Source organism: Plantibacter sp. Leaf314 (genome assembly GCF_001423185.1).
GTDB lineage: Bacteria > Actinomycetota > Actinomycetes > Actinomycetales > Microbacteriaceae > Plantibacter.
Genome location: NZ_LMOB01000002.1, coordinates 302,161 through 322,800, shown reverse-complemented (window position 1 = coordinate 322,800; position 20,640 = coordinate 302,161). Strand labels below are relative to the sequence as shown.

Annotated in this window: 17 protein-coding genes; 9 read left to right on the top strand and 8 right to left on the bottom strand. The window is 70.8% G+C overall.

Annotation, left to right across the window (positions count from 1 at the left end):
* Positions 1 to 6: 6 nt before the first annotated feature.
* Positions 7 to 852: a glycosyltransferase family 2 protein gene (locus ASF68_RS14740; RefSeq protein ID WP_056012736.1), complete on the bottom strand. Its 846-nt coding sequence runs from the start codon at positions 850 to 852 to the stop codon at positions 7 to 9.
* Positions 853 to 925: 73 nt separating this feature from the next.
* Positions 926 to 1,528 carry an acyltransferase gene (locus ASF68_RS19365; protein ID WP_056012733.1) on the bottom strand — a complete coding sequence of 201 codons (603 nt, stop codon included), beginning with the start codon at positions 1,526 to 1,528 and terminating at the stop codon, positions 926 to 928.
* A gap of 133 nt (positions 1,529 to 1,661) precedes the next feature.
* On the opposite strand from ASF68_RS19365, the gene ASF68_RS14730 reads away from it, so the two are divergent.
* Positions 1,662 to 2,729, top strand: a complete 1,068-nt coding sequence (locus tag ASF68_RS14730) for a glycosyltransferase (protein ID WP_056012730.1) — start codon at positions 1,662 to 1,664, stop codon at positions 2,727 to 2,729.
* On the top strand, positions 2,729 to 3,832 hold the full coding sequence (locus tag ASF68_RS14725; RefSeq protein ID WP_056012727.1) for a glycosyltransferase family 4 protein: 1,104 nt from the start codon (positions 2,729 to 2,731) through the stop codon (positions 3,830 to 3,832). The genes ASF68_RS14730 and ASF68_RS14725 overlap by 1 nt, the downstream gene beginning before the upstream one ends.
* A gap of 87 nt (positions 3,833 to 3,919) precedes the next feature.
* Here ASF68_RS14725 and ASF68_RS14720 read toward each other — a convergent pair whose 3' ends face one another.
* Positions 3,920 to 5,056 (bottom strand): hypothetical protein, encoded by a 1,137-nt coding sequence (locus tag ASF68_RS14720; protein WP_157580470.1) that lies wholly within the window; start codon positions 5,054 to 5,056, stop codon positions 3,920 to 3,922.
* 3 nt (positions 5,057 to 5,059) lie between these two features.
* Entirely contained in the window at positions 5,060 to 5,980 is a 921-nt protein-coding gene (locus ASF68_RS14715; protein WP_056012721.1) for a polysaccharide pyruvyl transferase family protein, read from the bottom strand.
* A 192-nt stretch (positions 5,981 to 6,172) separates the two neighbouring features.
* Here ASF68_RS14715 and ASF68_RS14710 point away from each other — a divergent pair, with 192 nt between their 5' ends.
* Positions 6,173 to 7,618 carry a sugar transferase gene (locus ASF68_RS14710; protein ID WP_056012718.1) on the top strand — a complete coding sequence of 482 codons (1,446 nt, stop codon included), beginning with the start codon at positions 6,173 to 6,175 and terminating at the stop codon, positions 7,616 to 7,618.
* 10 nt (positions 7,619 to 7,628) lie between these two features.
* Here ASF68_RS14710 and ASF68_RS14705 read toward each other — a convergent pair whose 3' ends face one another.
* The 3 genes from ASF68_RS14705 to ASF68_RS14695 are packed head-to-tail and all read right to left on the bottom strand — an operon-like array spanning position 7,629 to position 11,576.
* Complete coding sequence (locus ASF68_RS14705) at positions 7,629 to 8,906, bottom strand: O-antigen ligase family protein (RefSeq protein ID WP_157580020.1); 1,278 nt, start codon at positions 8,904 to 8,906, stop codon at positions 7,629 to 7,631.
* Positions 8,907 to 8,913: 7 nt separating this feature from the next.
* Positions 8,914 to 10,341, bottom strand: a complete 1,428-nt coding sequence (locus ASF68_RS14700) for an O-antigen ligase (protein WP_056012716.1) — start codon at positions 10,339 to 10,341, stop codon at positions 8,914 to 8,916.
* Between the two features lie 56 nt (positions 10,342 to 10,397).
* Positions 10,398 to 11,576 carry an acyl-CoA dehydrogenase family protein gene (locus ASF68_RS14695; protein WP_056012714.1) on the bottom strand — a complete coding sequence of 393 codons (1,179 nt, stop codon included), beginning with the start codon at positions 11,574 to 11,576 and terminating at the stop codon, positions 10,398 to 10,400.
* Positions 11,577 to 11,771: 195 nt separating this feature from the next.
* Here ASF68_RS14695 and manA point away from each other — a divergent pair, with 195 nt between their 5' ends.
* Positions 11,772 to 12,971: a mannose-6-phosphate isomerase, class I gene (gene manA / locus ASF68_RS14690; RefSeq protein ID WP_056012711.1), complete on the top strand. Its 1,200-nt coding sequence runs from the start codon at positions 11,772 to 11,774 to the stop codon at positions 12,969 to 12,971.
* 31 nt (positions 12,972 to 13,002) lie between these two features.
* Here manA and ASF68_RS14685 read toward each other — a convergent pair whose 3' ends face one another.
* On the bottom strand, positions 13,003 to 13,983 hold the full coding sequence (locus ASF68_RS14685; RefSeq protein WP_056012708.1) for a GlxA family transcriptional regulator: 981 nt from the start codon (positions 13,981 to 13,983) through the stop codon (positions 13,003 to 13,005).
* 93 nt (positions 13,984 to 14,076) lie between these two features.
* Between ASF68_RS14685 and ASF68_RS18820 the strand changes: the two genes are divergently transcribed.
* The 5 genes from ASF68_RS18820 to ASF68_RS14665 all read left to right on the top strand — a co-directional run bounded on the left by ASF68_RS18820 (position 14,077) and on the right by ASF68_RS14665 (position 20,637).
* Positions 14,077 to 14,220, top strand: coding sequence for a hypothetical protein (locus ASF68_RS18820; RefSeq protein WP_157580021.1), 144 nt, complete (start codon positions 14,077 to 14,079; stop codon positions 14,218 to 14,220).
* Between the two features lie 54 nt (positions 14,221 to 14,274).
* Positions 14,275 to 15,237, top strand: coding sequence for a UDP-glucose 4-epimerase GalE (gene galE, locus ASF68_RS14680; protein WP_056012705.1), 963 nt, complete (start codon positions 14,275 to 14,277; stop codon positions 15,235 to 15,237).
* Positions 15,238 to 15,413: 176 nt separating this feature from the next.
* Positions 15,414 to 15,743: a WhiB family transcriptional regulator gene (locus ASF68_RS14675; protein ID WP_082456139.1), complete on the top strand. Its 330-nt coding sequence runs from the start codon at positions 15,414 to 15,416 to the stop codon at positions 15,741 to 15,743.
* 111 nt (positions 15,744 to 15,854) lie between these two features.
* Positions 15,855 to 19,214 carry a glycosyltransferase gene (locus tag ASF68_RS14670; protein WP_082498696.1) on the top strand — a complete coding sequence of 1,120 codons (3,360 nt, stop codon included), beginning with the start codon at positions 15,855 to 15,857 and terminating at the stop codon, positions 19,212 to 19,214.
* A complete protein-coding gene (locus ASF68_RS14665) occupies positions 19,204 to 20,637 on the top strand; it encodes a DUF5719 family protein (RefSeq protein WP_056012696.1) in 1,434 nt (477 codons plus the stop codon). The genes ASF68_RS14670 and ASF68_RS14665 overlap by 11 nt, the downstream gene beginning before the upstream one ends.
* The last annotated feature ends 3 nt before the right edge of the window (positions 20,638 to 20,640 follow it).

Genomic DNA, 20,640 nt, shown 5'->3' with positions numbered 1-20,640 from the left:
CCGTCGTCAGAGGTACCACGTCCTCGATCGCAGGCTCTCCGTGAGCCGCCCGGCGCGGGAGGCGAGGCGCTCGACGCTGCGGCGCCGACGAGCGCTCCGTGGTCCTGAAGTGACCAGCCCTGCGACCGCCACGAGGATGACGATCGGGAGTTCCCAGCCGATCGACCGCGGCATGCCCCGAGCGTGATGCCGGAGGAACAGTCGCACCGTGCCCCTGCCGTAGCCGAAGAACTGGCGTGCGACGCTCCCGAGGTCGTCGCGGAGGCGGTACTCCACGAGGGCGCCCGGTGCGGCCGTCGTCAGATGGCCCGCCTCGGCGGCCCGCCAGAAGAAGTCCGTCTCGTCGCCCCCTCCGCGCAGCGTCTCGTCGAATCCGCCGATGTGGTCGAACACGGACCGCCGGAATCCGCAATTCGCTCCCGGTGGCCAGGGATGGAAGTCGTGCACCGTACTGACTGCCTCGGACCGCCCGACGATCGTTCCGTCCGGCAGGGTTCGGGCGAGTGGTCCTCCAGTGCAGTCGGCTCCGGCCTCGAACGCCCGGGCGTGGGCGTCGAGCCACCCGGGTTGCACGACGTCGTCGGCGTCGCACAGGAGGACGACGGATCCGCGGGACGCGCGGACACCGATGTTCCGGGCGTGATTGATGCCCGGGTGAAGGCCTGCCTCGACGAGGTGGACGCGTGCGTCGCGATCCCGGTATCGCCGCACGAGTTCCGCGGTGTCGTCGGTCGAGCCGTTGTCGGCGACGATGACCTCGATGTCGGAGGCGTGCCGCTGTGCGAGCAGGGCGTCGAGTTGGTGGGCGAGGGTGTCTGCGCCGTTACGGCAGGGGATGACGATCGAGTACACGGGCCTCCGGGGGACTGGGCGGGGACCCAACTCTTCCATCTGGACCAGAAGAATACAAGATGAGATATATCTTTCAGACGGATGATGTGCCGAAGCGCCGATAGCCCTCGGGGACGGAGAAGCGATCGATGACGGTCGCCGATGGCCCGGCGACGAGCGAGCCGGCGGGCACGGATCGCGTGACGACGGCACCTGCTCCGATGACCGCCCCGCGGCCGATGGTGACGCCGCTCAAGATCGTCGCGCCGGCGGCGATCCACACGTCGTCCTCGATGACGACCGGTTCCGTCTTCGTGGCCTGGCCGGGTCGGACGGGGTGGAATCCGGTGTCGTAGATGCGGACGCCGTCCCCGATCGCCACGCGGTCGCCGATCCGGACGGAGTGCTCCGCGTGGATCACCGTCCCCTGGTTAATGAAGACGCGGTCACCGAGGATCAGCTCTCCGGCCGGCCCCGTGGACAGCGCCGACCGCGCGGTGACCGAGCGCATCTTGAGTCGACGTCCGGCGCGGAACGTTCCGATGATGCGAAGGGATGGGGCGCGACCTTCGAAGATCGCGAGCGTCGGCATCGTCCCGGCGAGCAGCCAGAGGAGGAGCGCTGCACGGAGGAGCCCCGCACCGTTGGTGGCGAGCTGCCAGGTGCTTGCGGCGAGGCGGCGGAACGGTGCGGGCACGAGGCTCCCTTTGGGTGATGGTGAAGAATGAACGGTTCATATATTAGATGGATCTGTAAGTGTCCGCAACAACTGAAATGTCATATACTGAGTTTGCCGTCGGTGCGACGGTCCCGAACCCGAGAGATCCGCTATGACCACGACCGTCCTGCACGTGACCGACTGCTACGCCGGCGGTATCCCCGTCGCCATCGAGGCCTACGTCCGCAACTCCCCGCCAGAGGTCGAGCATCATCTCCTCTTCGCGGCGCCCGACGGCGCGCCCGCCGACGTCCCCGTGGCGGGTACCTTCCGCTCGGTTCGTCGGATGGTGGGAGGGCACCTGCCGGCGCTCGTCGCGATCCGTCGGGCGCGCCGGGCCCTCCGGCCGGACATCGTCCACGCGCACTCGAGCTTCGCGGGTGCGTACGCGCGACTCGCCCTGCGGAATTCCGCTCGGACACGGATCGTGTACACCCCGCACTGCTACGCGTTCGAGCGGACGGACATCTCCACGCTCGGTCGCAGCGTCTATCGCGGCGTGGAGTGGCTGTTGTCCTTCAACGTCGAGACGATCGCCGCATGCTCGGAGGGCGAGGCGGCCCGGTCCGATCGCCGTGGCCCGTTCGGGCCCCGGGTCGTCCTCGTGCCGAACGTGCTCGAGCGCGCCGAGCGGAACGCGCACCGCCCCGAGGTCGAGGCGCACCGTCCGCTTCGCGTCACGAGTCTCGGACGCCTTGCACCGCAGAAGGATCCCGCGCGCTTCGCTTCCGCGGCGGCGTCGATCCGCGAACGCGGCCTGGCGGTCGAGCCGGTGTGGATGGGCGGAGGGCCGGACGACGAGGCCGACCGCCTCCGCCGCGCGGGTGTCCAGGTCACCGGCTGGATCCCGCACCCCGAGGTCTCCTCCCGACTCGCCCAGAGCGACGTCTATCTGCACACCGCTGCCTGGGAGGGCTTCCCGCTCGCCGTGCTCGAAGCCGTCCAGGCCGGCGTCCCGACCCTCGTACGACGGATCGACGCGTTCGGCGACCTCCCGGACGCCCTCACCATCGAGGGCGGGCTCGAGACGATGATCGTCAGCCGACACGCCGGACCCGAGGCGTTCGCCGCCTGGGCTGCCGCGAACAGGGCCGGCTGGGCGGAGCGGTTGCGCGATCACACCCCCGCCCACCAGCAGCTCGCCCTCGCAGACGCCTACCGCGTCCCGCAGGTCGCTTGATGCGCATCGCCGTCGTCCAGTGGGGTCGCACCGGGGCAGGGCCGCTCTTCGCCCAGGAGCTCGCACAGGCGCTCCAGGAGGATGGCGCCTCGATCGTCGTCTCCTACTCGCTCGACGCGGAGATCGCGGAACGGTTCACCGGACTCGGCGTGCCCGCATTCGGGGTCCGCACCTATCGCGACCGACGTGGCGCGCTCCTCGGTCTCCCGCGTCTCCTGGTCGCGGCGGTCGGGCTCGACCGCTTCCTCCGGCGGCATCGGGTCGACGTCGTGGTGATCGCGATGGAACATCTCTGGCAGGGCGTGGTCGCCCCGGTGTTCCGGCTCGGCCGACGGCGTACCTTGCTCTGCGTCCACGATGCGACGATGCACCCCGGCGACCACTCGGGGATCGAGCATCTGCTGCGTCGCGTGGAACGCGGCGTCGCGGACGGGGCCGTCGTGTTCTCGAACGCCGTCGCCGCACAACTGGCCTCGCTCGGCGCCTTCCCGACCGACCGGATCCACGAGACCGTCCACGCCGCGTACCGCGTCGACCCCGGCCGCGCCGCCCGAACGGTCGGGTCCTCCGAGGTTCCGGTCGTCGGGTTCTTCGGCCGACTCTCCGCCTACAAGGGTCTCGACCTCGGCATCCGGGCCATCGCGGAACTCCGGTCGCGCGGGATCCGGGTCCGGTTCCGCGTCGTGGGATCCGGGGCCGACGAATCGGTCGCCGCACTGCGGCATGAGGACGACGAGGTCCAGAACCGCTGGGTCGCGCAGGATGAGATCGAAGGCGTCGTCGGCGGGTTCGACCTGGCCCTCCTGCCCTACACCGAGGCGAGCCAGTCCGGCGTCCTCGCGTACACCATGGCGCTCGGCGTCCCCGCCGTCGTGACCCCGGTCGGTGGACTCGCCGAGCAGGCGACCGCCTCCGGTTCAGCGATCGTCGCGACAGACGTGACGCCGACCGCGCTCGCGGACGCGATGGCGTCGGTGCTCACCGACGACGAGTTCGCGAGGGCGCTCTCCGAGGCGGGGACAGCGGCGGCATCGGGTTCGATGTCGTGGGCTCGTGTCGCGGCGGATGTCCGTCAGGCAGCCACGGTGGTCAGCCGCCGCTGAGCGCCGGTCCGTCGGCAGCCTGGCCGGACGGACGACCCGACGGAACGGCCCGCTCGCGCGTCACGCCTGAGCGGGCCGTTCGTGTGGTCACCCGAGACTCGGCGGCCTCGCCGAGCCTCCTGGCCTGAGGCTCAGGAGGAGGCACACGGCGACGACGAGCATCGGGGTGAGGTGGCGGAGGAACGAGCCGTAGTCGGGCTCGAAGATCGACTGCACGATGAGGAAGGCGAGCAGCGAGGCGAGCAGGCGGTTCTGGAACGGCGTCAGTGCCGGCGAGGCGGCGTCAGCACGACGGCGGGCGGATCGGATCGCGACGAGGAGGGACACCCAGATCACGATGAGCAGGACCGCGACGATGAGATAGATCGCGCCGCCCCGGAACAGTAGGGGGATCGGCACGATGAAGGAGCCGAAGGTCAGCACGCTGTTGACGAAGCCGAAGACCGGGCCCGTGCCTGGGACGAACTGGGTGATGAGGGTGTTCACGGACGCATTGCTCCGGTATTCGTTCACCGTGTGACGGAAGTGGTCGAGGTCGACACCGACGAACTGCGGGAAGACGACGGCGAGTACGGCGTAGAGCATGAGGATCACCACGAGGGTGGTCACCCAGCCGCGCCGCAGACGCAGCAAGAGTCGAAGGGCGACGAAGACGCCGGCGACGAGGAACCAGTAGGTGCGGAAGGCCTCCGCATACAGCAGCATCGCGAGGATCGGCGCAAGCTCGCTCAGGATCCCGCTCCCACGGCAGAGGACGATGACGAGCACGACGCCCATCGTCAGGAGGTCCTTCGTGTAGGCACCGTGATAGATCGCGGCGAGGGCGACGCAGCTGACGATGATCCCCCAGTCCAGCCAGCCGGCTGACGACACCTGGGTCTTCCGAAGCGCCAGCGTGAGCGCGAGCAGGTAGCTCAGCACCCCGAGCATGGCGGCGAGCGCCGGCAGCTCGGCGAGTCCGAGCCATCGGTAGACCGCCGCGATGAGCTGGAACGACGCGTCCGCGTCGGCGAAGGTGCCCCGATTGACATTGATGATGGTGCCCTCGTCGTTCGAGAAGTGCGAGGGGAGCCCGGGGCGGTCGGCCGCCACCCAGGCGAGCGCGATGAGGGAGGCGACCACGAACACCCCGCCGCCGATGAGGCTGTGCTCGTCGTTCGGTCTGGGGGTCGCGTCAGGGGGCCGGGGCTCCGCGCTGGCACGTGTCTCGATAGGCGTGCGCATGGGTCAGCCGGTGAAGGACCGCACGAAGGTGAGCGGGGGTTGGAGGTCACCGAACCACGTCTCCGCGTAGTTCGAGAGCTTCCGGTTGTTGTTGTCGATCGCGATGACCGGGCGTCCCATCTGGAGTGCGATGAGCATCGCGTGCAGGCGATCGGTCACGACCGTCTCGCCGCTGGCGATGGTCCGGACGGCCGCGGCGAATCGGCGTTCGGCCCGTCGCATCCACGCCTCCTGGCTGCTCTCCAGGAGCGGCTTCAGCATCGGGTACTTCGCCGCCCGCCAGCCGAGCCACTCGTGGGCCCGCAGGTCCACGGGGTCCGCGCGCCAGTCGGTGCTCCTGGAGTCGACCGGTCTCCCTGCGGTCTCGTCGTCCGTCCGCGCGATCACGATCCTGCCCTGCGTCGGTTCCGGGGCGACGATGGCGCCCAGGAGGTGGACGGCGTCGGGGGAGAGCGTGAGGTCGTCGACGTGGTCGCGGACGAGGTCGAAGGAGGCCTGGTCGCGCACGGCCACCCGGAGTCGGCGGCGGGAGGCGAACCGTCGGACGAACGCCTCCTGGTCGAACGGTTCCGGGAAGACGACCGACTGGGGGGCTTGGATGAGGAGCGTTTCACGCGGGAGGTGCTCGGCGAGGTCGTACCGCGACTCGTTGAGGACGGGGTACAGGCCTCCGAGGTTGCCGCCGCCCTGGATGAGGACGGGGATGGCGGAGTCGCGCACGCGCCTCGGCATGGTGCCGACGCTCGAGGTGGTCCGCACGTCGATGCGGTGATCCCGCCAGAACTTCGCCTGCGCCAACGCGATGGCCGAGTCTCCGGCGTTCTTGTGGTCGGGGAACTGGGTGAAGTGCAGCTCGGTGACGCCTCGGTGCAGGTGGACGAACGCTGCCTCGGCGCGGCTGCGCATGGTCTCGAGATAGGACATGTTGCTCCATTCGGGTGGGGTTCGGGAGAGGGGAGGATCGAGGACTGGAACACTGCACTCCACATCTTGTATGCTAATATACTGCACGGATCGGTCCACGACAAGGTCGGCGGTCCCGCCGAGCGCCGCAGGCTGCTCGCCCCTCCCGTCAACCGACGCGAACCCGACCGCGCGTCAGGAAGCCCACCCGTCATGCCGTTCATCGCAGCCCGCCGATCCTGGGAGCGCCGGTTCTCCCGCGCCGTCCTCCTCCTCGACCTCCTCGCGGTGTGCGCGGCCCTCGGCGCGACACAACTGCTCTGGTGGGACACCTACTGGACGGGGGCGGTCGAGGTGGCCGGTCCGCTCGGCCACCTCGTGGTCGGGTACCCCGCGATCACCCTCGCGCTCGCGCTCGCCTGGTGGTTGCCACTGACGGACGCCCGGTCCAGACACCCGCGCGTCCTCGCGGGAGGATGGTCGCCGTACCGGCGGGTGATCCTCGTGACCACGACGGTCTTCGGCGGCTTCGCGATGAGCTCCTACCTGTTGAAGCTCGAGATCGGGCGCAGCTTCCTCCTGACCGCGCTGCCGCTCGGCGTCGTGCTGCTCGTGACGATCCGCTGGGCCGCGCGACGGCGTCTCCGTGCGCGACGGCGCAGCAGTGCGTTCGTCTACCGGACGCTGCTCGTCGGCGATCGCGACCACGCCGTGCACGTCGCCGAGCGAATGCGTCGTGGCGAGTGGGCAGGGCACCGCGTGGTCGGCGTCGTGACGCCGGGCATCGTCGACGACGAACGCATCGCCGACGCGCCCGTCCTCGCCGGGCGTGCCTCGGTCCTCGAGGCCGCCGTCGACGTCCAGGCCGACACGGTGATCGTCGCGGGTTCGGAGGAGCTCACACCTGCCGCGTTGCGTCGCCTCGGCTGGGAGCTCAGCGAGCGGGGCGTGCGGCTCATCATCGCCCCGACGCTCACCGGGGTCGCACCGATGCGACTGCACCTCCAGCCGGTGGACGGCATCCCGCTGCTTCACGTCGACTACCCCGAGATCACCGGCGCGAAGGCCGCGGCCAAGCGGACGTTCGACGTCGTCGGCTCGGCGGGTCTCCTCCTGCTGCTCTCGCCCGTCCTGCTCGCCGTCGCGATCGCGGTCATGACGACGAGCCGGGGCGGCGTGCTCTACCGCCAGGAGCGCATCGGCCTCCGCGGCCGCCCCTTCCAGATCCTCAAATTCCGCTCGATGGCCTCCGGCGCCGACACCGGCGCCGCCTTGGCGGCGCAGCAGCGTGCCGATGAGCTGCTCACCAAGCCGGAGCACAACCCGCTGGTGACCCCCGTCGGCCGCATCCTCCGGAAGTACTCGCTCGACGAACTGCCGCAGCTGTTGAACGTGCTCGGCGGTTCGATGAGCCTGGTCGGGCCGCGACCGCACCGCGACTGGGAGGTCGAGCGGTACGACCTGCTCGCCCGTCGGCGTCTCCTCGTCAAACCCGGCATGAGCGGCCTCTGGCAGGTCAGCGGGCGGTCCAGCCTCTCCTGGGACGACTCGGTCGATCTCGACCTGTACTACGTCGAGAACTGGTCGGCGGCCACCGACATCGGGATCCTGGCCCGGACGGTCCGCGCGGTCGTCGCCCCGGGGGCGGACGCGCGGTGACGGCCGGCGGTCACCGCTCGGGCAGCTTGTGGCGCCAACTGAGCCCGCCGGCACCGAGGACCGCGCAGACCACGAGGAGGAGCCAACCGCCGCTCGTGAGGAGGCTGCTCTCAGCGGCCCCGGACGCGAGCAGGGTCACGACGATGAGCGCAGCCCACACGTGCACGACACTCCGACGGTTGGTGGCCACGAACCAGGTCCGGACGAGCGCCAGACCGCCGAGGAGGAGGAAGAGGACGAGCCCGATCAGTCCGAGTTGCAGGGAGACGTCCAGGTAGGCGTTCAGCGCCGAGTCGTTCACCCGGCCGAGACTCGCGTCGATGAGTCGGTAGGGGACCGCGTCCGCCACCCAGCCGCCGGTCCAACCCCACCCGTTGAGTTCACTCGCGGCCGGTCGCCGCATCGTCTCCTGCCACAGGGCGTACCGCTGCTCGATCTCGAGCCCCAGTCCGAAGAGCCGGAACACCTCGGCACGGTTGAAGTAGCCGACGACCGCCACCAGTGCCAGCACCGCGAGCAGGACGAACTGCCACATCCGACGGAGTTCCGGTCGAAGCTGCCGGAAGACGTAGAGGACGGCGGTGGCGATCCCGAGGGTACCGGCGAGCAGCGCGATACTCGGCGAGCGCGTCCCGAGGATCAGGCCGGCCGCGAGCGCGATCGATCCGATCGTCACCCCGTGACGCACCGACCTGGTCCGCCACTCGACGACGAAGGTGACGAGCCCGATCAGTGCCGCGATCCCGAGCGCGCTCCGCGAACCGAACACGCCCTCGAGCGGTCCGCCGAGGGCGAGGTTGCCGCTGATCCCGAGGAACGGGAGCGGCGTGTCGATGAGGACCCCGCTCAGCACTTCGAGCGCGAGCGAGGCACCGAGTAGCGCTCGGAACGCGGTCCCCGTCGCACGCACGATCTGGATCGTGTCCCGGGTGAGGGCGATCACGATCGCGACGAACGCCCAGGCGAGTTGCTCGCCGATCGCCGGCCAGGTCGCGAGTGGCGTGGCGCTCCAGGCGATCGAGAGCGCGCTCCACGCGAGGAAGAGCAGGACCGAGATGGGCAGCAGCCCACGCCACTCGATGATGGGCAGCCGCGCCAGCAGGATCCCGGTGCCGATGGCCGCGAGACCGGCGAGCATGGCACTGAAGCCGGCGCCGCCGATGAGGCTCGTGACGAGGTGTTCGCCGAAGGCGGTCCCGATGGCGATGGTCGCGAAGGCGGCGGCGACCGGCGCGGAGGACAGGACGCGCGCCGCGGCGGAGAACGTGTCGAAGTCGGCCGGTCTCACGCCGCGCTCACCGGCTGAGGTGGTCGCGTCGGGGCGTGGATGCTCGCTCGGCCGGGCCACCGGTGTCGGTCACGGGCCAGGCCGGCTCCTGCTTGGTCTTGACGACGAGGAGGACGAGGAGGACCCACCCGGACTCGATGAGCAGTCGGCTTTCGGCGACGGACTGGACGACGAGCGAGACCGCGATGAGGACGGGTGCCAGCGAGAGTGCCGTGTACGGTCGGTGCGCGTCCAGGTCCACTCGCGGCCGGTCGACGGCGAGGAACCAGGTGCGGGTCAACATCGACAGGACGACCGCGGCGAACAGGACGAGGCCGACGACCCCGAGCTGGAACCACACGTCGAGCCACGCGTTGTGGGCCTGCAGCTGCCGGACGCCGCGCCGGATGACGAGATCGGTGAAGAGCGGCTCCCACGGTGCCCAGGGGCTCGAGAACCCCCAACCGACGACCGGCCGTTGTTCGATGAGGCGCCAGACCGTGGCCCAGATGTCGAGACGACCGGTGAGGTCGGGGCTCTTCCCGAGGAGGCCGAGCAGCTGCGTGCGGAAGGCGACCGCCACCACGGCCCCGACGACGGCGACACCGGCGATGGCGAGGTACACGGGCGTGCGGGCTGCTGGGCCACTCGCGCGCCGGATGGCGAGGGCCGACGCCAGGACGACAGCGGTGACCACCGCCGCCAGCAGGATCGTGGTCGAGAAGCTCAGCAGGAACATGGCCACCGAGAGCGCCAGTCGGAGGATCAGTGTCCATCGCCGCTCCGGGCCGGCGATGCCCGCCGCCGCGTGCTGCTCGCGACGCGCCGCCAGCCGGACGCCGAACACGATGATCCCGAGGAGGGCGACGACGGCGAGCAGGTTGGCGTTCCCGGAGATGCCCTGGATGCGCCCACCGGAGAAGAGGAGCTCACGCGACCAGTAGTCGAGCAGCGGCGGGTCGGCCGAGTCACCCGCGTAGAAGTTCGGGAGCAGCGGGTGACGGAGGACCGCAGCCACGAACAGCTCGAAGAGGAGGGACAGGGCGAGCAGCCAGGTCACGGCGCGTCCGAGGACCCGGAGGACCTCCGGCCAGGCGAAGCAGGTGGCGAGGGTCAGCCCGAGGATCGTGCAGAGGGCCGCGCCGAGGAGCGTCGCCGCGGTGCCGCTCGGATAGGCGGACCAGGCGAGGGACACGACCGCCAACGCCCCGTAGCCGACGAGCGACCAGGGGATCCTGGTGCGCTGCCACCTGGGACGGACGACGACCATGCAGGCGAGCGCCGCCCCACCGGCCAGGAGGGCGACCGCCGTGTAGCCCCAGATCGTGAACAGGTTCGTCCAGAACGTTCCGGCGAGCACCGCGAACGTCGCGAACACGGCCACGTGTCGGACGACGATCGCACGCGTGGTCAGCGTCGCCGGCGGGCGGGGCGGGGCGGGTTCGGTCGGCAGCATCGTGCCCCCAGGGTAGCGGCTGCCGCCAGGACCGACGCCCTGCCCCGGACGGTCGATCAGACGAACGCCGCGGTGCCGGTGATGGCCCGTCCCACGATGAGGGCGTTCATCTCGCGCGTGCCCTCGTAGCTGTAGAGCGCTTCGGCGTCCGCGAAGAACCGGGCGGCGTGGTAGTCGAGCACGATGCCGTTCCCGCCCATGATCTCGCGAGCCCAGGCGACGGTCTCGCGCATGCGGGCCGTGCAGAAGGCCTTCGCGAGGGCCGAGTGCTCGTCGCGTTGCGTGCCCTCGTCGAGCATCTGCGAGACGCGGACGCACATCGCCATCGACGCGGTGATGTTGCCGAGGCACTTCGAGAGGAGGTCCTGGATCAGCTGGTGGCCGGCGATGGGCTTGCCGAACTGCACCCGCTCCTTCGCGTAGGCGACCGCCGCTTCGTAGGCACCGACGGCGACGCCGACGCTCGACCAGGCCACGCCGGCCCGCGTGAGGCGGAGGACCTTCGCGGTGTCGCGGAAGGAGTTCGCGTGTTGGAGCCGGAGGCGTTCCGGCACCCGCACCTCGTCGAGGGTGATGTCGGCGTTCTGCACCATGCGCAGACTGATCTTCCCCTCGATCTTCATCGCGGAGTATCCGGGGGAGTCGGTGGGGACGATGAACCCCTTCACCTGGCCGTCGGCCGTGTCCTTCGCCCAGATGATGGTGATGTCGCTGAAGGTCGCGTTGCCGATCCACCGCTTCGAGCCCGAGAGGATCCAGTCGTCGCCGTCACGGGTGGCCGTGGTCCGGAGCCCCTGCGCGCTGTCCGAGCCGGACTGGGGTTCCGTGAGCCCGAACGCGCCGAGCACCTCACCCGACGCGAGCTTGGGCAGCCACTCGTCCTGCTGCTCCTGCGAGCCGCATTCGCTGATCGATCCCATCGTGAGTCCGTCCTGCACCCCGACGAAGGTCGAGATGGACGCGTCGATCCTGGACAGTTCCATCGACGCGAGGCCGCGGAACACGGCGCTGTTCTCGAACGGGGTCGTCTGGGGCCAGGCCCATCGGGCGACGTCGAGCTCGAGCAGCGGGGCGATGAGGTGCTTCGGGAACTCCGCCCGCTCCCAGTACTCGTTCACGATCGGCTTCGCCTCGGTCTCGGCCCAGGCGCGGAGCCGGGCGATGGCCTCCTGCTCGGGGGCCGTCAGGAGGCTCTCGAAGCCGTAGAAGTCGCTGGCGAGGGGTTCGAAGATCATGGTCCGTTGCTCCATTGCGTCCGCTGGCGCCGGATCGGCGTCTCCGCAAGCCTAAGCAGGTGTGCTCGGCATCGACAGCGGCTTGGTAGTTTGGTCCATGGTGCCGGGCGACCGCGTCGCGCGGCTTGTAGGACGACGCCAAGCGGCCCCAGGGTCCGGCTGGCGCGTCATCTCGTCCGTCGAAAGGGCCCCACCATGTTCGTGCCGCTCCGTGCCACTCCTCGTGACTACGCGTGGGGGTCGCCGACCGCGATCGCGGAGCTGCTCGGGTCCGAGCCCTCAGGACGTCCGGAGGCGGAACTCTGGCTCGGTGCACACCCCGGGGCCCCGACGCCGATCGCGGATCCGTCGACGGTGGGAGGACACGCCGACCTCGAGCGCTGGCTCGCCGCGGATCCCACCGCGCTCGGCGGACGAGGCTCGCTGCCGTTCCTCCTCAAGGTCCTCGCGGCGGCCCATCCGCTCTCGTTGCAGGCCCACCCCGATCTCGGGAGGGCCGCCGCGGGGTTCGCCGCCGAGAACGCGCGAGGCGTGCCGATCGACGCCCCGCACCGCAACTACAAGGACGCCCTGCACAAGCCGGAGCTCATCGTCGCGCTCCGGGACGGCTTCGAGGCGCTCTGCGGGTTCCGCGAGCTGGCCGCGACCGACGCCCTGCTCATCGAGCTGGTGGCCTCGGCGCCCGATCCGGCTGCTGCGGCGCGCATCAACCTGCTCCGGGGGATGGTGGCCGCCCCCGACGGGCTCCGCGACACCGTCCGGGTCCTGCTCGAACAGCTCCCCGGCGGGCTGCTCGACGCCCTCGTCGTGTCCGCCGCGGCTCCCGGTTCTGGTGCGTTCGACGCGGAGCGTGCCCTGGTCGGACGACTCGCGGAGGAGTATCCCGGCGATCCCGGCGTCGCGGTCGCGCTGCTGCTCAACCTCGTCACGTTGCGAGCGGGGGAGGCGCTCTACCTCCCGGCGGGCAACATCCACGCCTACCTCCGCGGCATCGGTGTCGAGCTCATGGCCGCGAGCGACAACGTCCTACGGGGCGGGCTCACCCCCAAGCACGTGGACGTGCCCGAACTCCTCGAGGTCCTGGAGTTCGAGCCTCGGCCGGTGCCGTGGCTCACCCCGACGGACCTGGGCGGGGGGCTCAGCCTCTTCGTGCCGGACGTGCCGGATTTCGAGCTGCTGCGGGTGGACCTGAGCGATGGGCCGGCCGAGCAGGAGTCGTCGTTCCGACTCCCCGGGCCCGGGATCGCGATCGTCACCGACGGCTCGGTGACGATCGACGGAGCGACCTCGTCCATCGAGCTCGGTCGAGGTGGCTACGCCTTCATCACGCCCGACGAGGCGGAGCTGCGCTTCTCCGGGACGGGGACCCTCTTCCTGGCGACCACCCAGGGCTGACCGCCCGGCCGATTGGTCCGATCCACGCGGCTCAGGCGCTCTCCCGGACCCCGAACCTGCGCCGGTAGGCGGCGGGCGTGGTGCCGAGGACGCGGTCGAAGTGGTGACGGAGGACGGCCGCGGTGCCGAACCCGGTGTCCGCGGCGATCCGTTCGACACCGTGGTCGGTGCGTTCGAGCATCTCCTGGGCTCGGAACAGGCGTTGCCGGTTCAGCCAGGCGGCAGGCGTGCTGCCGAGCTCCGAGCGGAAGCGGCGAGCGAAGGTCCGCTCCGACATGTGTGCCTGCCGTGCGAGACGCCCGATGGGCAGGTCCTCGGCGAGGTGGTCGAGCATCCAGTCGACGACCGGTGCCAGGGACTCGCACTGCTGTGCCGCGACGGGGGAGAGGACGTACTGCGCCTGCCCGCCGTCGCGCTGCGGCGGGACGACCATCCGGCGGGCGATGACGTTCGCGCTCGCCGCGCCGTACTCCTGTCGTACGAGGTGCAGACACGCGTCGATGCCGGCAGCGGTTCCTGCGCCCGTGATGACCTTGCGGTCCTCGACGAACAGCACGTCGGGGTCGACGGTGGTGCCCGGGAACATCGTCTGCTGCTCGCTCGTGTACATCCAGTGGGTGGTGCTCCGGCGACCGTCGAGCAGTCCTGCGTGACCGAGGACGAATGATCCGCTGCACACGCTCAGCACCCAGGCACCGCGCGCCTCGGCCGCTCGCAAGACGTCGAGGTAGGCCTCGTCGACCGGTCCGCCGCGCGATCCACCACGACCGGTGATTACCACGAGGTCCGCCTCGGCCGCGAAGGACAGGTCGTCGTCGACGATCATGTCGAAGCCGCGCGCACCGTCGTCGCTCAGGTTCATCCGGACCGGACCGGGGTCCTTCGTGACGATGCGGAGGTCGAATGCAGGGCCGCCCTGGTCCGATCGGTCGATGCCGAAGACCTCGCAGACGACGCTGAACTCGAACGGCTGCAGCCCCGGGATGGCGAGGAGGGCGACCTTCGACAGCATGGGACCTCCGGGTGATCGATTTGGCAGAAATGTGCTGCTGTACGCCCATCCTGCCACTGGTGGCAGTTTTTCGCCATTCATAGAGTTCCAGACATGTCCATCATCGCACTCGTCGTCGGCCTCATCATCGTCCTCGTCGCGGTCGTCGCCTCCGCAGCGACCCTCCGTGCCGTCCTGACCGACGGCTATCGCCGTGTCCCCACTCGCCCCGCCGTCCGACGCACGCGCCTCCAGTAGTCTGGTCACTCCGTCTGCAGCACGGCAGATGGAGGACTCCCTGGAGGAAGCATCGTGACGTGGCTGGTGACGGGCGGGGCCGGGTACATCGGCGCCCATGTGGTTCGAGCGTTCCAGGCCGAGGGGATCGACGTGGTCGTCCTCGACGACCTCTCCAGCGGGCACGAGCGCTTCATCCCGGCGGACGTGCCGTTCGTCCGCGGCACCCTGCTCGACGGCTCGGTGCTGGAGCGGGCGTTCTCGGAGTTCGAGCTCAGCGGTGTGGTCCACGTCGCCGGATACAAGTACGCGGGCGTCTCCGTGCAGCGCCCGCTGCACACCTACGCCCAGAACGTCACGGCGACCGCGATGCTGCTCGGAGCCATGGAGGAGCACGGCGTGGAGCGCATCGTCTTCTCCTCGAGTGCTGCGGTGTACGGGACCACGGACGTCGACCTCGTCACGGAGGACACGCCCAAGGCCCCGGAGTCGCCCTACGGGGAGTCGAAGCTCATCGGCGAGTGGCTGCTCAGTGACCAGGGCGTCGCGACCGGGCTGCGTCACACCTCGCTGCGCTACTTCAACGTCGTCGGTTCCGGGACGGACGAGGTCTACGACACCAGTCCGCACAACCTGTTCCCCCTCGTGTTCGACGCGCTGCTCGCCGGTCGCACGCCGCGGATCAACGGGGATGACTACCCGACCCCCGACGGCACCTGCGTCCGCGACTACCTGCACGTCGCCGACCTCGCCGCCGCCCACGTCGCCGCGGCGAAGCGCCTCGACGCCGGCGAGCCCCTCGAGGCGGCCTACAACCTCGGCAGCGGCGACGGGTCGAGCGTCGGGGAGATCATGACCGCCATGGCCGAGGTCACGGGCATCGACTTCACGCCCGAGATCATGCCGCGGCGTGCCGGTGATCCCGCACGGATCGTCGCGTCGGGAGCGCTCGCCGCTCGCGATCTGGACTGGCGGATGCGTCATGACCTCCGGCAGATGGTGGAGAGCGCGTGGCGGGCGCGCCGCGCCGCCTCCTGACCTCGATCGGGGGCGCGATCGTTCCCGTCACCCAGTTCAGGTGACACGCGGCGCGTCGCGAACCCTCACCTCGTGATTGAGGCTTTACGATGTGCGACTTGACTCGACCATAACTACAAGGGTGTAATTATGTATCGCGCCGCGTGGCGCAGGGTACGAGCAGTTGGGGAGACGGTATGGCAATTCCTGAGTATCGTGCCGGGGTACCCGACGACTGGTTCGTCGATCCGGTCAATCTGGGAGTGCCCGGCGTCCGTCAGCCGGCTGCCGACGGCGAGGACGACACCCAGCTCTCCTGGCAGACGGACGCACTCTGCGCCCAGACCGACCCTGAGGCCTTCTTCCCGGAGAAGGGCGGCTCCACGCGCGACGCCAAGCGGATCTGCACGAGCTGCGACGTCAAGTCACAGTGCCTCGAGTACGCGCTGGCCAACGACGAGCGCTTCGGCATCTGGGGCGGCCTCTCCGAGCGCGAGCGTCGCAAGCTCCGCAAGCGCGCCGTCTGACCGGTCGACCGACCCACTTCACCCGCCCGTCCGCTACGCGCAGCCTGCCCGATCCGGGGCGCGCCCGTCCGGTTCCCGGCCTTCCGCGCTCGCCCGCTTAGTCTGATTCCGATGTCTCCCCGAGTAACGGCGATCCTCGTGGTGCGTGACGGCTCAGCGTCGCTCGCACGCACGCTCGACGCCCTCAGTGCCCAGACCCGTCCGGCGGACGGGATCATCGCCGTCGCCACCCGCAGTAGCGAAGCGACGATCGCCGAACTCAGCCGGGTCCCCGGAATGAAGCTCGTGACCTCGTCCGAGGACCTCAGCTTCGCGCAGGCCGTCGCGGCCGGCGTCCGGGTCACCGACCAGCCCGAGGACGCCGAGCAGATGCTCTGGCTGCTCTCCGAGGACACCGCGCCGGAACCCACCGCGCTCGCCGCACTGCTCGGCGCCCTCGAGGTCTCACCGTCGGTCGGCGTCGCCGGTCCGAAGATCCTCGACTGGGACGACGCCTCCTTCCTCCGTCGCTACGGCGAGACCATCACCTCGCTCGGTGCCGCGGTCCCGGTGGTCGAGGACGAGCTCGACCAGGCCCAGCACGACACGATGAACGACGTCATGGCCGTCGGCCCTGCCGGCATGCTCGTGCGCCATCAGCTGTGGGACCAGTTGGGCGGCTTCGACCAGGCGCTCGTCGCCGACGACGCGCTCGACTTCTGCATCAGGACCCGTCTCGCCGGATTCCTCGTCGCGGTCGTGCCGACGGCACGCGTCGCTTCGGCGGGGGAGGGCATCGCCGGACCCTCCTGGTCGAACCGACTGGGTGCTCGCCGTCGCCGACACCGCCAGGCCCGCGCAGCCCAGCTGCACCGCCGACTCGTCTACGCGCCGGGGATCATGGTCCCCGTGCACTGGCTCAGCCTGGTGCCGCTCGCCATCCTGCGGGTCATCGGCCACTTCGTGAAGAAGCAGCCCGAGCTCGTGCTCGGCGAGCTGTCCGCGGCCTTCGCGGTCGCCTTCTCCGGGACCAAGGTCCAGAACGCGCGTCGCCAGCTCGCGAAGAACCGGACGCTCGGGTGGTCCAGCATCGCCGGCCTGCGCATGCGACTCGACGAAGTGCGGCGGAAACGCGCCCTCGCGAGGGAGGCGACGCAGATCGGGTTCATCGGTGAGGAGCGCGACCTGCGCTTCTTCTCCGGCGGAGGCGCCTGGGTCGTCCTCGCCGCCGCCGTCCTCGGTGCCGCGATCCTCGCCCCGCTCCTCGGCGCCTCGTTCATCACCGGTGGTGGGCTCCTGCCCCTGTCGTCGACGGTGGGCGAGCTCTGGCAGCACATCGGGTTCGGCTGGCGTGACGTCGGACTCGGGTTCGTCGGAGCCGCCGACCCGTTCAACGCCGTCCTCGCGGTCCTCGGGTCCATCACGTTCTGGGAGCCGTCGTTCTCCCTCGTCCTGCTCTTCCTGCTCGCCCTCCCGCTCTCGGCGCTCGGCGCCTGGTTCGCGGCGACGCGTCTCACCGAGCGCGCAGGCCCCCGTGCCGTCGCCGCATTGCTGTGGACCCTCGCGCCGACGCTGCTGACCGCGCTGGCGGACGGACGTCCGGCGGCGGTCATCGTCCACGTGCTGCTGCCCTGGCTCTTCTACGCCGGCGTGGTGGCCGCGCGTTCCTGGGCCGCTGCGGGTACGAGCGCCTTCCTCTTCGCCGCGATCGTCGCGAGCGCCCCGTCCCTGGCTCCGGCCCTCCTCGTCATCTGGGTCGTCGCGATGGTCTTCGCGGGCCGGGGCATCGCGCGGGTGGCGCTCGTCCCGATCCCCGCCGCCGCGCTCTTCGCCCCCCTCGTCTGGCAGCAGGGTGTCCACCGCGGCAACTGGCTCGGGCTCCTCTCCGATCCGGGCGTGGTGACGCCGGCGACGGCAGCCTCCGGATGGCAGTTGTCCCTCGGGTTCCCCGGCGGCAGCCTGGGCGGCTGGAGTCAGGTCGCCGCATCGCTCGGCCTGCCCGGCATGACCCCGGTCATCGTGATCCCGGCGCTCTTCGCGCCGCTCGCGATCGTCGCCCTCCTCGCCCTGTTCCTGCCCGGCTCCCGGCGCGCGGTCCCGCTCCTCATCGCGGCCTTCCTCGGGCTCGTCTCGGCCGTGTTCGCTACGCACCTGTTCCTCACCTCCACGGCCGGGACCGCCGTCCCGGTCTGGGCCGGTGCCGCGATCAGCCTCTACTGGCTCGGCATCGTCGGCGCGGCCACGCTCGGACTCGACCGGATCCCGCGTTTCCGCGCGGTTCCGGGGCTCGTGATGGTGCTCGCAGCCGTGGTGGTGGCGGTCCCGCTCGCCCTCGCTCAGCCGCTCGGCACGTCCGTCGTCCGTGAGAGTTCGGGTCGCCAGCTGCCGGCGTACGTCACGGCGGCGACACAGACCGATCCGCGTCTCGGCACCCTCGTGATCACCCCGGGCGACGACGGGACGATCACCGCGGTCGTCATCCGCGGCCAGGGGGAGACGCTCGACGGGCGATCCACGATCGTCCAGAGCTCGCCCGGTGTGTCCACCGACGACCGGATCGTCGCAGAGCTGGCCGGCAACCTCGCGTCGCAGAGCGGGCTCGACCCGACGGAGACCCTCGTCGAACACGGCATCGCCTTCGTCCTCCTCGCTCCGACCGTCGAGGGCGCCGAGCAGACGGTGGCCGGACAGACCGCCGGACGGGCGGCGAGTGCGCTCGACGCCAATGCCGCGTTGGTCGCGGTCGGCGAGACCACGAGCGGGACGCTCTGGCGGACGGTCGCCGACGTCGGTTCCGGCCCCGAGGTGCCGGAGACGAACGTGCTCGGCATGCTCATCGGTGTCGGGTTGGGTGTGGTCTTCCTCATCACCCTGCTCCTCAGCATCCCGAACGGCGCGTCCCGCGACGGGTATCGCGCGGGTTCGCGGAAGCCGGCGAAGCTCAAGGGTCGCTCGGCTCGGAAGGCTGCGGCCGCCGGTTCCGCCGTCGCCGTCCTCGACGACGGCGCAGCCGGATCGTACGACGACGAGGAACCGACCGGCGACCTCGACGACGAGTCCTCCACGGACGCAGCGGCGAGCTCAGGACAGGGTTCCTCCGGTGTGGCGAAGCCACGCTGGTGGCGTCGCGGAGCCGCTCCCGTCGCGGCACCCGCTCCGACGCCGACCTCCGAGATCGACGCGGACCCCGACGTCCCGATCGACGACGCCCCGGTTGCGGTGACGAGCGCGGACGAGGCCGCTGCGGCACCGACGACTGACGCGCCCAGCAGCCACCCGGAGCCCGTCGACGGCGAGCCCGTCGACGGCGAGCCCGTCGACGGCGAGCCCGTCGACGGCGAGCCCGTCAAAGACGAGCCGGTCGAGGCCTCGGAGACCACCGACGGGCGAGACGACCCCGCGACGGAGCCGAATGGCCCGAGCGACGCGTCCCCCACCGCAGACACCACCCGCCGGGACGTCCCGGGAACGGAGCAGCCGCATGCCCAGTAAGCGCGGAGTCGCCATCACCTCAGGGCGCATCGTGACCGGGCTGGTCGGGATCGGGATCGCCGCGGTCACGATCGCCGCCGCCGGACAGCTGACGCTGCCGACCGTCGAGATCGCGCCTCGCGACATCCGGGTCACCCCCGTCGCCGGCGACCAGTCCCTCGTGTGCCCCGGACCGCTGCTCGCCCTCGCGCAGGACGCCACCGCGGCGACCGCCGCCGGATCCTTCGGGCCGGCGAGCGTCGACTTCGGCGCGAAGGGGGTCACCCCGACCACCCGTGACCTCGCCGCCCCCGACAACACGAGCGGCGCGGCCGACGGCGGACCGGCCGTCATCACCGTGCCCGGCGCGACCGACGGGAGCGCCACCCCCGTCAGCGGAGCGCAGTCCCAGATCGCGGCCGAGGCGGACGTGGCCGGCCTCGCCGCAGCCACGTGCACGCCGGCGTCGGCGGAGAGCTGGCTCGTCGGCGGTTCGAGCGACATCGGCCGCACCACCCTCATCCTCCTCGGCAATCCCTCCGCCGTCGACGCGAACGTCACCCTCGAGGTCTTCGGGGCCGCCGGACGCATCGACGCCCCAGGGGCCGCCGGGATCGTCGTGGCCTCGGGCACACAGCGGGTCGTCGCGCTCACCGGGCTCGCACCGAACGAACCGACGCCGGTCGTCCGCGTGACCAGCGAGGGTGGCCAGGTCGCCGCAGCGCTGCAGCAGAGCACCGTCCGGGTCCTGACACCCGGTGGTGTCGAGGTCCAGGGACCGACCGCTGCGCCGGCCACCGACCTCGTCGTCCCGGGCCTCGTCGTCTCGGCTCCGGCAGCGCCCGGCGCGAGTTCCGACACCGCATCGGTGGACGACCGGGCCACGGCCCTCAGACTCTTCGCTCCGGGCGCCGAAGCGGCTGACGTCGTGATCACGGCCACGCGCGAGAACAGCAAGGACGAGCCGATCGTGGTCGACGCGACCATCCAGCCGGGTGTGCCGGGCGAGATCGCCCTGGCCGGGTTGCCCGCGGGCGAGTTCTCACTCGAGATCACCTCGACCGAGCCCGTCGTCGCGGCGGCCCGCTCCAACTCGCGGAGCGGCGCGCTCGAGGACTTCGCCTGGTTCGGGGCGACACCCGTCCTCGACGACGAAGCGGCCTTCACCGTCCCCACCGGCCCGGGGCAGAAACTGCACGTCTTCAACCCGACCGGGTCGGAGGCGGCGGTCACGCTGACGGACGCCGACGGCACCGAGACCTCGGCCAAGGTCGCCGCCGGCGCCGGTGCGACGATCGGGGTCGCCGCGGGCCAGAGCTACGTGCTCGCAGGCGCCGACGGACTCCACGCCTCGATCAGCCTCGCGGCACCGGGTCGGTTGACCTCGTCGCCCGTCGTGCCGCCGAACCCGCTGGCGGCCCCGATCAGCGTCTACCCGCGCTGAGCG

Excerpts from the sequence above, each read along its gene's own strand:
- ASF68_RS14730 (WP_056012730.1), top strand. The coding sequence starts at position 1,662 with ATGACCACGACCGTCCTGCACGTGACCGACTGCTACGCCGGCGGTATC.
- ASF68_RS14725 (WP_056012727.1), top strand. The coding sequence starts at position 2,729 with ATGCGCATCGCCGTCGTCCAGTGGGGTCGCACCGGGGCAGGGCCGCTC.
- ASF68_RS14720 (WP_157580470.1), bottom strand. The coding sequence starts at position 5,056 with ATGCGCACGCCTATCGAGACACGTGCCAGCGCGGAGCCCCGGCCCCCT.
- ASF68_RS14715 (WP_056012721.1), bottom strand. The coding sequence starts at position 5,980 with ATGTCCTATCTCGAGACCATGCGCAGCCGCGCCGAGGCAGCGTTCGTC.
- ASF68_RS14710 (WP_056012718.1), top strand. The coding sequence starts at position 6,173 with ATGCCGTTCATCGCAGCCCGCCGATCCTGGGAGCGCCGGTTCTCCCGC.
- ASF68_RS14700 (WP_056012716.1), bottom strand. The coding sequence starts at position 10,341 with ATGCTGCCGACCGAACCCGCCCCGCCCCGCCCGCCGGCGACGCTGACC.
- ASF68_RS14695 (WP_056012714.1), bottom strand. The coding sequence starts at position 11,576 with ATGATCTTCGAACCCCTCGCCAGCGACTTCTACGGCTTCGAGAGCCTC.
- manA (WP_056012711.1), top strand. The coding sequence starts at position 11,772 with ATGTTCGTGCCGCTCCGTGCCACTCCTCGTGACTACGCGTGGGGGTCG.
- ASF68_RS14685 (WP_056012708.1), bottom strand. The coding sequence starts at position 13,983 with ATGCTGTCGAAGGTCGCCCTCCTCGCCATCCCGGGGCTGCAGCCGTTC.
- ASF68_RS18820 (WP_157580021.1), top strand. The coding sequence starts at position 14,077 with ATGTCCATCATCGCACTCGTCGTCGGCCTCATCATCGTCCTCGTCGCG.
- ASF68_RS14675 (WP_082456139.1), top strand. The coding sequence starts at position 15,414 with ATGGCAATTCCTGAGTATCGTGCCGGGGTACCCGACGACTGGTTCGTC.
- ASF68_RS14670 (WP_082498696.1), top strand. The coding sequence starts at position 15,855 with ATGTCTCCCCGAGTAACGGCGATCCTCGTGGTGCGTGACGGCTCAGCG.
- ASF68_RS14665 (WP_056012696.1), top strand. The coding sequence starts at position 19,204 with ATGCCCAGTAAGCGCGGAGTCGCCATCACCTCAGGGCGCATCGTGACC.